This window comes from Streptomyces sp. UW30, from assembly GCF_008042075.1.
Taxonomy (GTDB): domain Bacteria; phylum Actinomycetota; class Actinomycetes; order Streptomycetales; family Streptomycetaceae; genus Streptomyces.
Genome location: NZ_RDBN01000037.1, coordinates 1,752,674 through 1,764,773 on the forward strand (window position 1 = coordinate 1,752,674; position 12,100 = coordinate 1,764,773).

The window sequence follows — 12,100 nt, forward strand, 5'->3', positions numbered from 1 at the left end:
GGCGCCGCGGGACGGCTGCGCCGTGTGGGCCGTGCCGCGGGTGACGCCCGAGTCGGTGTCGGCCGCGCAGGGGTCTCACCCCTGACCCGGCAGCGCCCGCTCCAGAATCCCGTCCACGTCGGCCGAGTCGGGCAGCGTTCCGAATGCGTGCCCCCATTCGCCGCCGAGCCGGGTCGCGCAGAACGCGTCGGCGACCGCCGCGGGGGCGTGCCGGACCAGCAGGCAGGCCTGGAGGGTCAGGGCCATCTGCTCGACCAGGCGGCGGGCACCCGCCTCGGAGCCCGTGGCCAGCATGTCCTTCAGGCGCACGACGGCCGCGTCCAGCCGGGCGTCCGCCCCGCGCGCCGTGGCCAGTTCGGCGAAGAGGGCCTCGGCGGTGCCCTGCTCCTTGCTCAACGCCCGCAGGACGTCGAGGGCGTTGACGTTCCCCGAGCCCTCCCAGATCGACAGCAGGGGAGCCTCGCGGTAGTGGCGGGGCATGCCCGAATCCTCGACGTAGCCGTTGCCGCCCAGGCACTCCAGGGCCTCCGCCGTGAAGGCCGGGCCCCGCTTGGTGACCCAGTACTTGCCGACGGCCGTCGCGATTCGGCGGAACGCCGTCTCGGTCCCGTCCGCATCCTCCGCGCGCACCACCCGGTCGGCCGCCCCGGCCAGCCGTAGCGTGAGGGTCGTGGCCGCCTCGGACTCCAGGGCCAGGTCGGCGAGGACGTTGCGCATCAGGGGCTGGTCGATCAGCCGGGCGCCGAACGCGCTGCGGTGGCGGATGTGATGTCCCGCCTCGACGAGCGTCTTGCGCATCAGCGTCGCCGACGACATCACGCAGTCCAGCCGGGTGCAGTTGACCATCTCGATGATCGTCTTCACGCCGCGTCCCTCGGGCCCGACCAGCCAGGCGACGGTCCCGTCGAACTCCGGCTCGGAGGAGGCGTTGGAGCGGTTGCCCAGCTTGTCCTTCAGACGCTGGATGCGGAAGGTGTTGCGGCTGCCGTCGGGCAGGACGCGCGGCACGAGGAAGCAGGACAGTCCGCCGGGAGCCTGGGCCAGCACCAGGAAGACGTCGCACATGGGCGCCGACGTGAACCACTTGTGCCCGCGCAGCGTGTACACGCCCGGCTCGGCGGTCGGCCAGGCCGTGGTCGTGTTCGTACGGACATCCGACCCGCCCTGCTTCTCGGTCATCCCCATGCCCGCGAGCAGACCCCGCTTCTCGGTGGGCACGCGCAGGCCGGGGTCGTACTCCCGGCTGGTCAGCAGGGGTTCGTAGACCTTCGCGAGCTCGGGCTGCCGGCGCAGCACGGGAACCGCCGCGTACGTCATCGACGTCGGACAGCCGTGCCCGGCCTCGGTGTGCCCCCACACCAGTCCGCCCGCGGTCCGGGCGACATGCGCGCCGGGCCGCTCGTCCGCCCAGGGCGCCGCCGCGAGGCCCTCGCCGACGGCGACCCGCATCAGGTGATGCCAGCTCGGATGGAACTCGACCTCGTCGACGCGATGGCCGTACCGGTCGTGCGTCCGCAACTCCGGCTCGTGCCGGTTGGCCAGCTCACCCCACTCCTGCGCCTGAGCGCTCCCGGCCCGCAGGCCGAGCCGCCGGATGTCCTCCTCGGCCCATCCGGCACCCTCCCGGCGCAGCCCTTCGATCAGGGCCGAGTCCTCCGACGCGTCGTACGGCGTCAGGGGAGGGGGCTGGTTGGTGACGTCGTGCGTGGCGTACTGCCCGGACTGCTCCTGCGCGGCTATCGAGACCATGCCGCCAGTGTTGCACCATGGCTACGGTTGCAGCAATCCTGTAATACGCCGAGTTGGCACGTAAGGTACCTGGCCATGCCGAACAACGCGTCACCGCAGGCCGACGAGGTGGAGCTGCGCCCGCTGTCCGCCCGGTCGGTCGTCCTGAGCCTGCTGCTGGGTCTGCATCCGCCCGAGCTGCCGGTGAAGGACCTGGTGAGCAGCGTGGAGCCGTTCGGGATCGCGGGGTCCACCCTGCGGGCCGCGCTCAGCCGGATGGTGGCGGCCGGCGATCTGCGCCGCGCGGACACGGTGTACGGGCTCAGCGACCGGCTGCTGGCACGCCAGCGACGTCAGGACGACGCCGTCCACCCCGGGACCCGGCAATGGGCCGGCGACTGGGAGATGGTCGTGGTCACGACCACGGGTCGGGGCGCCGCCGAACGTGCCGAACTGCGCACCGAGCTGACCCGCCTGCGGCTCGCCGAACTCCGTGAGGGCGTCTGGCTGCGACCTGCCAACCTGCTCCGCCCCCTGCCGGACGGCCTCGACCAGGTGACCCAGCACTACACGGCCCGCCCCGACCGCCCCGCACAGGAGCTCGCCGTGAGCCTGTGGCCGCTGGACGCCTGGGCCGGCACGGGGCACGCCCTGCTCGCCCATGTCGCCCGTGCGCGACGGCCGTCCGACCGCTTCACCGCCTTCGCGGCCGTCGTCCGGCACCTGCTCGCCGACCCGGTGCTGCCCCCCGAACTCCTGCCAACCGACTGGCCGGGCACGCGACTGCGCGCCGCGTACGACGACTACCGGCGGGAGTTGGCGCAGGACGTACGCGCGCGTGAGGCGAGGGAGCCGGTCGAGGGGCCCACGCGCGCGTGACGGACGGGAGCCGCTGCCGGTACGCGCACGTGCCCGCCCGGAACAACACGACGGCCGCCCGAAGCGCCGTGCGGGGACGCTTCGGACGGCCGCCTTCACCGTGGGGGGACTATCTGCCGATCGGGGCTACCTGTAGGTGATGTCCGAGGTGGAGTACAGGCAGTTCGTGCTGTCCGGCCCCGTCCCGACAGCCGTGTTGTTGTTGTACTTCTGGCAGGGGACGACCTTGCGGCTCGCGTCGTTGAGGATCGTGATGCCGCGCAGCGTCGCCACGTCGCCCCGGTTGACGTTGATGCCGACGAGACGGGCCGTGGACCCCGTGCCGGTCACCTCGATGTTGCTGAGGTTGACCTTGCGCGTGTACTGCGTGGAGCAGTCGCCGCACGAGCGGTACAGCGTCTTGAACTCGCTGACCGCGAAGTTGGAGATGTTCAGCGTGCCGGGCCCGTTGTGCTGGAAGACCTTGTCGGCCGCCTTCTTGGCGCCGCCGCCGGTCACGGTGTAGGTGGAGCCGCCGCGGAAGGTGGCGGCGTCCTCGCCGACGTCCTCCCACCACACGTTCTGCAGGGTGCAGTTGCCCTCGCAGTGGATGCCGTCGGCGCCGGGCGCGCCGATGATGACGTTCTTCAGGGTCGCGCCGGCCGCGAGCTCGAAGATCGGGTCCTGGCCCTCCTCCTGCCCGTCACCGGCCAGGTCGCCGCTGCCGTAGTAGCGGACCATGCCGCCGTCGCGGACGCCGGACACCTGGATGGTCGAGCTCACAGGCTGGCTGCCGGCGGGTGTCGGCCAGCTGGCGGCGCTCGCCGGCGGCGCTCCGACTGTCGTGATCATGACAGACGAGAGTCCGAGTGCGGCCAGACCGCCGGTCAGCGCGCGCCGGCGGGCGCGGGGCTTTGCTGGTGAAGTCATGTCCCGATGCCTTCTTCCGGTGGTGGGGGTGGTCAGATCTTTCCGGCGCCCGCGCCGCCCGTCACCGAGGCGACGACGCTGGACGCGGACTCCGCGGTGTAGCTGTAGGGCGGCGTGGTGAAGGTGCCGGCCTGGGAGATCTCGGTCGCGGCTCCGCCGAGATCGTTGCCGCGCAGATTGGCGTAGCCGTCCACGTCGCTGCTGCGGTTCGTGGTGATGGCGATCTTGGTGTCGCGGAAGACGTTGTTCTCCACGAGCATCTGGGCGCCCATGCGCGAGTGGCAGGCGGTGTCCGCGCCGGTCACGTAGTTGTTGTAGAAGTGCCCGGTGCCGAAGCGCAGGCTGGGGATGCGCGAGTAGACGTTGCTGAACAGGTTGTGGTGGTACGTCACCCTCAGATGCCCGGTGTCCTCGCTCGCGTTGTTGTCGCTGTGTCCGACGAGCGAGCCCTTGAAGTGGTCCTTGAAGGTGTTCCAGGACACCGTGACGTTGTCCGAGCCGTGATTGATGTCCAGCAGACCGTCGTAGTAGTCCTTGTCGTGATCGCGGTCGGCCGAGAAGGAGTTGTGGTCGATCCACACCTTCGTCGACGCCTGGACCGTGATGCCGTCGGACGGTGCCACGGGCTTGCTGATGTTCAGGTTGCGCACGACGACGTTGGTGACGTTCTTCAGGCGGAGTCCGCCGCCGGTGATCCCGGACGACGAACCCACGCCCAGCACCGTCGTGTTGGAGCCGACGTCGACCTGACCGCTCAGCGGGATCAGGCCGTTGACCCGGACGACCTTGGCCGAGCCGCCCGTCACCGCCGCCTTGAAGGCGTCCAGGGTGGAGACGGTGACCGCCGAGGAGCTGCCGCCGCCGGTCGTCCCCGCGCCGAATCCGACCGGCGTGGTCTCGGCCGCCCCGGCGGGCTGCGGCAGGGCGAGGGCGGCTGCGGTGGCGAGGGCGGCCACGGCTGCCGTCACCAGTGCGGTTCTCTGCGGGCGTGCACGTGGGGGGAGAGTTCGCATGCGGGTGCGTCCCTTCGGGAGGAGCGACTCGATCATGTACGTGAACGATGTACGTCATGGAGAACGCCGCGCGCGGGCAGTGTGGCCATGTGGGGGTGCTGTGGAGCGGTTCAGTCACACTGCTGAACGGAACGTATGGGGTAAGCGCTTTCTGGTCAACGCCTTGCGCGGAGGAATTCAGTCAGTCCTGGTGGGAGGCAAGGGCTCTCTGGGTGCCAGGTGTGGGAGCGCTTCCATGGTGGGCGTGTCCATGCCACGATGCCCTCGCGTGCTTTCCAAGTGAAAGGACTTCCACCCGGTCGGGACACGAGCCGCGACCAGAAGGGACAAGGACGTGCCCACCCCCCTCCGCACGACCACGAGAAGGAAGCTCCTGGCGTCACTCGCCGCCCTCCTGCCGCTCCTCGCGGCACTGCTCGTCGCCGCCCCCTCGGCCGCCGCCCGCACCGAGGCCGCCGACGTCGCCCCCACCGCGACGCTGACCGAGGTCACCGACTTCGGCACCAACCCCAGCAACCTGCGGATGTACCTCTACGTCCCGGACCGCGTGACCGTGAAGCCCGCAGTGGTGGTGGCCGTGCACTGGTGCACCGGATCCGGCCCGGACATGTACAACGGCACCGAGTACGACACGCTCGCCGACCAGTACGGCTTCATCGTGCTGTACCCGTCCGTCACCCGCAGCAGCAAGTGCTTCGACGTCTCCTCGCCGCAGGCGCTCCGGCGCGACGGCGGCAGCGACCCGGTGGGCATCAAGTCCATGATCGACTGGGTCACCCGCACCTACGACGCCGACACCGGCCGGATCTTCGCCACCGGCATCTCATCCGGCGCGATGATGACGAACGTCCTGCTCGGCGACTACCCCGACGTGTTCGCCGCGGGCGCCGCCTTCGCGGGCGTCCCCTTCGGCTGCTTCGCCACCACCGACGGCTCCGAGTGGAACAGCGCCTGCGCCCAGGGCACGGTCACCCGCACCGCGCAGCAGTGGGGCGACATCGCCCGCGCCGCCCACCCCGGCTACGTGGGCCCCCGGCCCCGCATGCAGCTGTGGCACGGCACCGAGGACGACGTCCTGCGCTACCCCGACTTCGGGGAGATGATCAAGCAGTGGACGAACGTCCAGGGGGTGAGCCAGACCCCGGCGGCCATGGACACACCCCAGTCCGGCTGGACCCGCACCCGCTACGGCGGCACCGGTGACCGTGCCCCGGTCGAGGCGATCAGCCTCCAGGGCGTCGGCCACAACCTCTACGGCTACGGTATGGCCGCCCGCGTCCTGACCTTCTTCGGTCTCGACGGCGGCGGCCCCGCCCCTCAACCCCAGCCGGGCGCCTGCAAGGTGACCGCCACCACCAACGCCTGGAACACGGGCCTGACCGCGTCCGTGACGATCACCAACACGAGCGCGACGGCGATCAACGGCCGGCAGCCGGCCTTCGCCCTGCCCGCCGGCCAGACGGTCACCAACGGCTGGGGAGCCACGTACGCCCCGTCCTCCGGCACGGTGACGGCGACCAACGCCTCCTACAACGCGACGCTCGCGCCGGGTGCGAGCGTCGGCATCGGCTACCAGGCGAACCACGCCGGAAACAGCGCGGCGCCGGGTGCCTTCACGCTCAACGGAACGCTCTGCACGGCTGGTTGATCGAGCCGCCCGGCATCCGGTGACCAGGGGTGACCCGACTCGTCACGAACGACCAGCGGCCGTACGGCGAGTCAGGTCCCCCCACCCACGAGTCCGCGATCAGACGGACCGGTGGTACTGGTCCGGCACATGCAAGTCCCCGCCCAGCTCCCGGGCCGCGTGCCGGGCCCACGACGGGTTGCGCAGCAGTTCGCGGCCGAGGAGGACGGCGTCCGCCTCGCCGTTCGCGACGATCTTCTCGGCCTGTTCGGCGTCGGTGATCAGCCCCACCGCGGCGACGGGCAGCGAGGTCTCGGCCTTCACGCGCGCCGCGAACGGCACCTGGTAGCCGGGGCCGACCGGGATGGGTACGCCGGAGGCGTTGCCGCCGGTCGAGACGTCCAGCAGGTCGATGCCGTGGGCCGTCAGGTCGGCGGCGAAGCGGACGGTGTCGTCGGCGGTCCAGCCGCCCTCCTCCAGCCAGTCCGTCGCAGAGATGCGGAAGAACAGCGGCTTGTCGTCCGGCCACACCGCACGCACGGCGTCCACGACCTGGAGGGCGAAGCGGGTGCGGTTCTCGTACGAGCCGCCGTACTCGTCGGTGCGGTGGTTGGAGTGCGGGGAGAGGAACTCGTTGATCAGATAGCCGTGGGCGCCATGGATCTCGGCGACCTCGAACCCGGCGGCGAGGGCGCGGCGCGCGGCGTCCGCGAACTGGCCCACGACCTCCTGGATCTCGGCGACCGTCAGCTCGGTCGGCACCGGGTGCCCGTCGGCGAACGGGATCGCGCTCGGCGCCACCGGCTGCCAGCCGTAGGAGTCCGGCCCGACCGGCGCACCGCCCTTCCAGGGCTGGTCGGTCGACGCCTTGCGGCCCGCATGGGCAAGCTGGATCGCCGGCACGGTGCCCTGCGACACCAGGAACCGCGTGATCCGGCGGAACGCCTCGACCTGCGTGTCGTTCCAGATGCCCAGGTCCCACGGGGAGATCCGGCCCTCGGGGCTGACGCCGGTGGCCTCGACGATGATCAGCCCGGTGCCGCCGGCCGCGCGGGCCGCGTAGTGCGCGAAGTGCCAGTCGTTGGGGGCGCCCGTGTCGGGGCCCTGTGGTGCGGCCGAGTACTGGCACATCGGGGGCATCCACACCCGGTTCGGGATCGTCAGATCGCGCAGGGTGTAGGGCTGGAAGAGCGGGCTCACGGCGGACTCCATTCGTCGCGGGGACCAGTCGTCGACTCGTACGATAGGCATCGTAGTACGGGAGATGTCAAACTACGAGAGATCTCGTACAATGGAGGAACCGCCGGCGAGGTGAGCCGAGCCGGGGAACCCGACGAAGTGGAGCCGCCGTGACCAGCCCCGCTGTCAGCAGCCGAGACCTCCCGCACCCGGCGCGCGAGGAGATCCGTCTCGAAGGTGTGCTGCACGCGCTGTCCGACCCGCTGCGGCTGCACATCGTGCGAGAGCTCGCCACCGTCGGCGACGAGCTCTCCTGTTCGCACTTCGACCTGCCGGTCACCAAGTCCACCACCACGCACCACTTCCGCGTGCTGCGCGAGAGCGGGGTGATCCGGCAGATCTACCGGGGCACGGCCAAGATGAACGGCCTGCGCAGGGACGACCTAGACGGCCTCTTCCCGGGACTCCTGGACGCCCTTCTCGACGCCGCCGCCCGGCAGGCCGTCCGTCTCGGCGGCGCCTGAACCGGCCCTCGCGGGCAGGTGGTTGAAGAGCAGGTTCAGCGCGATCGCAGTGAGGCAGCCGGCGCTGATACCGCTGTTCATCACCGTCTGGAACCAGTCGGGGAACTTCTCGTAGATCGTCGGCACACCGACCGGCAGCATGCCCATGGCCACCGAGACGGCCACCACCGTCAGGTTGTGGTTGCCCTTGAAGTCCACCCCGGCCAGGGTCCGCAGGCCGCTCGCGGCGACCGTCCCGAACATCACCAGACCCGCCCCGCCCAGCACCGGCGCCGGTATCGCCGCCACCACCGCGCCCAGCTTGGGCAGCAGCCCGAGCAGGACGAGGATGGCGCCCGCCGTCGCCACCACCCAGCGGCTGCGCACACGGGTCATGCCGACCAGGCCCACGTTCTGCGCGTACGCCGTGTACGGGAAGGTGTTGAAGACGCCGCCCAGTACCGTCGACAGGCCGTCGGCGCGCAGGCCGTCCGCCAGGGAGCGCGGCTCGACCTTGCGGTCGGTCATCTCGCCGACCGCGATCAGGTCACCCGTCGTCTCGGTCATCGTCACCAGGGCCACCACCAGCATCGACGCGATCGCCGAGAACTCGAAGGTCGGCGCCCCGAAGTGGAACGGCGTGCTGATCCCGAGCCAGTCGGCCTCGCCGACCCCGCCGAAGTCGGTGAAACCGAACGGCACGGCCACCGCGAGTCCGACCACGATGCCGATCAGTACGGCGATCCGGCTGAGGAACGCGGGCGCGAACCGCTGCACACCGAGCACCACCGCGAGGACGAAGCCGGCCAGCGCGAGGTTCTTCGGCTCCCCGAAGTCCGCCGAACCGGCGCCGCCCGCGGCCCAGTTGCCCGCGACGGGCAGCAGGGACAGGCCGATGATCAGGATCACCGTGCCGGTCACGAGAGGCGGGAAGAAGCGCAGCAGCCTGCCGAAGACCGGGGCCAGCAGCATGATCGCCAGTCCCGCGACGATCACCGAGCCGTAGATCGCGGGGAGCCCGCCGCCCGTCGTGCCGATGAGCACCATCGGGGACACGGCGGCGAACGTGCAGCCCTGCATGATCGGCAGCCGTACGCCGAAGCGCCAGAAGCCGATGCACTGGATCAGCGTCGCGATGCCGCACACCAGGAGGTCGGCGGTGATCAGATACGCCAGGTCGGCGGGCGGGAGTTTCATCGCGCCGCCGACGATGAGGGGGACGGCTACCGCGCCTGCGTACATCGCGAGTACGTGTTGGAGGCCGAAGGCGGCCAACTGGCGTTTGGGCGGGACCTCGTCGACCGGGTGCACGGGTGCGGTTTCGTTCATGTGCGAGACCGTAGGCTCCTTGAACAGAATGTTGATTTCATGGGTGTTGCCGCTTCGTATCCTGCTCCGGGGCCCATGGGTCCCCGCGCCCCTACCGGGAGTCGCCGTGCGCGGCGCTCATCAGGGACCGCCAGTCGGGGAGCTTCACCACACCCCTCCCCAGTGACGCGCCGAGTTCCGCCTCCGCGCGCTCGATCGCGCACCAACCCGTCCACTCGACCGGCTCGACCCCCTCGGCACGCAGTGCTGTGAGCGGATCCTCGGGCAGTTCTCGTCGTACGAGCGCGGAGGCGTCCTCCAGAAGTGACGTCACCGTCTCCTTCGCACACGGCCGGTTGGTGCCGATGACTCCGGTCGGGCCCCGCTTGATCCACCCGGCCACGTACTCGCCCGGCGCGACGGCACCCTCGCGCAGCACACGCCCGGCGAGATGCGGCACCGTGCCGGTCGACGTGTCGAAGGGGAGCCCCTCCAGCGGGACTCCGCGGTAGCCCACCGAACGCAGCACCAACTGGGCCTCGATGTCCTCGTAGTGGCCGGTCCCCGTCACCCCGCCCTGCCCGTCGGGCGCCGTCCGCTCGAAGCGCACCGCGCCCACGCGTCCCGCGTCGGCGAGGAGTTCGACGGGGCGCAGGAAGAAGCGCAGGCCGATGCGGTGGCTGGCCTCCCGCGGCGGGGCCTCGGTCCAGCCGCGCAGCACCTCCACGTTGCGGCGCTGCGGCGCGGGCAGCCCGGAGGGGTCGGCGTAGGCCGGATCCAGCGCCAACTCCCGCGGATCCACGATCACTTCGGTGTCCGGCAGGGTGCTCAGCTCCCGCAGCTCCTTGGTGGTGAAGCGGGCCTGCGACGGGCCGCGCCGGCCCACCATCACGACGTCGGTGACGCGGCTCGCGGCGAGGGCTGTGAGCGCGCCCTGCGGCATGTCCGTCGGGCTCAGTTCGGCGGTGCCCCGGGCCAGCATCCGGGTGACGTCCACCGCGACGTTCCCGACGCCGATGACCACCGCTGAGCGCGCGCCGGCCACGAAGCCGTCGTCACGGGCGTCCGGATGGGCGCTGTACCAGGACACGAACTCCGTCGCCGACCAGCTGCCCGGCAGGTCCTCGCCGGGAATCCCGAGGTGCCGGTCGGTGGCGGCGCCGACGCAGTACACCACCGCGTGGTACAGCTCGCGCAGCCGCGCGGCCGGTACCGCGCCCGGGCCGATCCGGACGCCGCCGAGGAACCGCACCCGCTCGTGCTCCAGGACTGTGCGCAGGTTGTTCTGGAGGGACTTGATCTTCTCGTGGTCCGGCGCCACCCCGTAGCGCACCAGGCCGTACGGGCACGGCAGCCGGTCCAGGACGTCGACGACCACGTCGGGGTCCAGCTGTACGAGGCTCTGGGCGGTGTAGCACCCGCTCGGCCCGGAGCCGACGACGGCGACACGAAGCACGGCGGAACTCCTTGTCCGGGGATCGTCAGGAGTCGCTCTCGACTCCAGCATCGCACCGCGGCCGCTCCGCTGACAGGGTGCAGTGCGCTGTACGGGACGCGTGTTTCGTTCGTATGGAATGTGATCATGCGGTTACGTTGCGTGTGTGCTGGAAGCATCCTTTCTTAATCTGTCCGCTCGCCCCGCGACAGACGGTGCCGTGTCGGTGTGGCCCGCGTGGAAAGTGCGGGACGGTGGCGGCGCCACTGTGTGGTTCGGCGTCCGGCTGGAGTTCCGTGACGGCGCCCGGGTCGACGCCATGGCCGTGCTGTCCAAGGGGAGCGTCTCCATCGAGGACGTACGGGCCGAGCCGGCGCTCTCCCTCGACGACCTGGCGGCGCTGGCCGACTGGATCGAGGCCCCGCTCTCCGAGGCGTGCGGGATCGGGACCGGACGGGACGGCGGGGACGTCGAGGACGGCGCGGATGCCGAGGGCGGCGCGGACGTCGAGGGCGGCGGGGACGCCGGGGCGAGCCGGGCCCGGTCGGTCTGGCCGCGTGGCATCGAGGGGCAGTGGCTCGTCGCGCAGAAGTACCGCGCGGCGCAGGAGGCGGGCGTCGACCCGGTGCTCGCGGTGATGAGCGCGACGGGGCACAGCCGCCGCAGGTCGCTCCGGCTCATCGGTCAGGCGCGCGACGCGGGCTTCCTGACCCCGCGTCGCGCCCGCCGCTGACCTCGGTCTCGTCAGGGGACCCGCCGAGGCCGTCAGAGCATGTCCCGCATCCGGGTGATCTCGCTCGTCTGCTGAGCGATCACCTCGTCTGCCATCTCCTCGATCCGGATGTTGTTGCCCTGCCCCTTCACGTCCGTGGCCATGGTGATCGCCCCGTCGTGATGGGTGATCATCAAGGTGAGGAAGAGCTGGTCGAACGCCTTCCCCCGCGCCGCGCGCAACTTCTCCAGCTGTGCCTCGGTCGCCATGCCCGGCATCGTCGCGTGCTCGTGGCCGTCGCTCCGCTCGGCCTTGCCGTGGGTCCTGAGCCAGCCCTTCATGGCGGCGATCTCCGGTCCCTGCGCGGCGGCGATCCGCTCGGCGAGCTTTTCGAGCTTCGCCGACTCGGCGCGGTCCGGGGCGAGTTCGGTCATCTCCAGGGCCTGGGTGTGGTGCGTGATCATCATGCGCGCGAAGGAGACGTCCGCCAGGTTGGGGGAGTCGTCCTCGGCACGCCCGCGTGCGGCCTCCTCGGCGGACAGCATCCGGTTCGACTCGCCGGGCTTGCCCGGCACGATCACCGAAGGCCCGCTGCGCGCGGGCGACTTGGCGTCGGAGTCGTCGCAGCCGGCGAGCGCAAGCACGGCCACGGCGGTCAGCGCGACCACGGCGGCCAGGGTGGTGGATGCCTTCGGTCCGGTCGGTCCGGTCGGTTCGGTAGGTCCGGTAGGTCCGGTCGGTTCGGTCGGTCCGGTCGGTCCGGTCGGTCCGGTCGGTTCGGTCGTGACGCGAGACGCGCGGCGGCCT

The 12,100-nt window shown here is 71.1% G+C and carries 11 protein-coding genes; 4 read left to right on the forward strand and 7 right to left on the reverse strand.

Going from position 1 to position 12,100, the window contains the following annotated elements; all coding sequences use genetic code 11:
* Positions 1-75 precede the first annotated feature (75 nt).
* Positions 76-1,749 (reverse strand): DNA alkylation response protein, encoded by a 1,674-nt coding sequence (locus EAO75_RS26750; protein ID WP_147997557.1) that lies wholly within the window; start codon positions 1,747-1,749, stop codon positions 76-78.
* A gap of 75 nt (positions 1,750-1,824) precedes the next feature.
* Between EAO75_RS26750 and EAO75_RS26755 the strand changes: the two genes are divergently transcribed.
* Positions 1,825-2,607 carry a PaaX family transcriptional regulator C-terminal domain-containing protein gene (locus tag EAO75_RS26755; RefSeq protein ID WP_147997558.1) on the forward strand — a complete coding sequence of 261 codons (783 nt, stop codon included), beginning with the start codon at positions 1,825-1,827 and terminating at the stop codon, positions 2,605-2,607.
* Between the two features lie 126 nt (positions 2,608-2,733).
* Here the strand turns inward: EAO75_RS26755 and EAO75_RS26760 are convergent, their stop codons facing one another.
* Both EAO75_RS26760 and EAO75_RS26765 read right to left on the reverse strand, forming a co-directional pair.
* Complete coding sequence (locus EAO75_RS26760; protein WP_147997559.1) at positions 2,734-3,516, reverse strand: pectate lyase; 783 nt, start codon at positions 3,514-3,516, stop codon at positions 2,734-2,736.
* Between the two features lie 32 nt (positions 3,517-3,548).
* Positions 3,549-4,529: a polysaccharide lyase family 1 protein gene (locus tag EAO75_RS26765; protein WP_147997560.1), complete on the reverse strand. Its 981-nt coding sequence runs from the start codon at positions 4,527-4,529 to the stop codon at positions 3,549-3,551.
* A gap of 334 nt (positions 4,530-4,863) precedes the next feature.
* On the opposite strand from EAO75_RS26765, the gene EAO75_RS26770 reads away from it, so the two are divergent.
* A complete protein-coding gene (locus EAO75_RS26770) occupies positions 4,864-6,177 on the forward strand; it encodes a PHB depolymerase family esterase (RefSeq protein WP_147997561.1) in 1,314 nt (437 codons plus the stop codon).
* Between the two features lie 99 nt (positions 6,178-6,276).
* Here the strand turns inward: EAO75_RS26770 and EAO75_RS26775 are convergent, their stop codons facing one another.
* Positions 6,277-7,356 (reverse strand): NADH:flavin oxidoreductase/NADH oxidase, encoded by a 1,080-nt coding sequence (locus EAO75_RS26775; RefSeq protein ID WP_147998093.1) that lies wholly within the window; start codon positions 7,354-7,356, stop codon positions 6,277-6,279.
* Positions 7,357-7,505: 149 nt separating this feature from the next.
* On the opposite strand from EAO75_RS26775, the gene EAO75_RS26780 reads away from it, so the two are divergent.
* Positions 7,506-7,859 (forward strand): ArsR/SmtB family transcription factor, encoded by a 354-nt coding sequence (locus EAO75_RS26780; RefSeq protein ID WP_147997562.1) that lies wholly within the window; start codon positions 7,506-7,508, stop codon positions 7,857-7,859.
* On the opposite strand, the gene EAO75_RS26785 is transcribed toward EAO75_RS26780, so the two are convergent.
* Entirely contained in the window at positions 7,779-9,167 is a 1,389-nt protein-coding gene (locus EAO75_RS26785; protein WP_147997563.1) for a nucleobase:cation symporter-2 family protein, read from the reverse strand. The genes EAO75_RS26780 and EAO75_RS26785 overlap by 81 nt on opposite strands.
* Before the next feature lie 91 nt (positions 9,168-9,258).
* Entirely contained in the window at positions 9,259-10,602 is a 1,344-nt protein-coding gene (locus EAO75_RS26790) for an FAD-dependent oxidoreductase (protein ID WP_147997564.1), read from the reverse strand.
* Between the two features lie 199 nt (positions 10,603-10,801).
* On the opposite strand from EAO75_RS26790, the gene EAO75_RS26795 reads away from it, so the two are divergent.
* A complete protein-coding gene (locus EAO75_RS26795) occupies positions 10,802-11,314 on the forward strand; it encodes a DUF6214 family protein (protein WP_147997565.1) in 513 nt (170 codons plus the stop codon).
* A gap of 32 nt (positions 11,315-11,346) precedes the next feature.
* Here the strand turns inward: EAO75_RS26795 and EAO75_RS26800 are convergent, their stop codons facing one another.
* Positions 11,347-11,970 (reverse strand): DUF305 domain-containing protein, encoded by a 624-nt coding sequence (locus EAO75_RS26800; protein WP_147998094.1) that lies wholly within the window; start codon positions 11,968-11,970, stop codon positions 11,347-11,349.
* Between the last annotated feature and the right edge of the window lie 130 nt (positions 11,971-12,100).

Coding starts and splice junctions, on each gene's coding strand:
- EAO75_RS26750 (WP_147997557.1), bottom strand. CDS start 1,749: ATGGTCTCGATAGCCGCGCAGGAGCAGTCCGGGCAGTACGCCACGCAC.
- EAO75_RS26785 (WP_147997563.1), bottom strand. CDS start 9,167: ATGAACGAAACCGCACCCGTGCACCCGGTCGACGAGGTCCCGCCCAAA.
- EAO75_RS26755 (WP_147997558.1), top strand. CDS start 1,825: ATGCCGAACAACGCGTCACCGCAGGCCGACGAGGTGGAGCTGCGCCCG.
- EAO75_RS26760 (WP_147997559.1), bottom strand. CDS start 3,516: ATGACTTCACCAGCAAAGCCCCGCGCCCGCCGGCGCGCGCTGACCGGC.
- EAO75_RS26765 (WP_147997560.1), bottom strand. CDS start 4,529: ATGCGAACTCTCCCCCCACGTGCACGCCCGCAGAGAACCGCACTGGTG.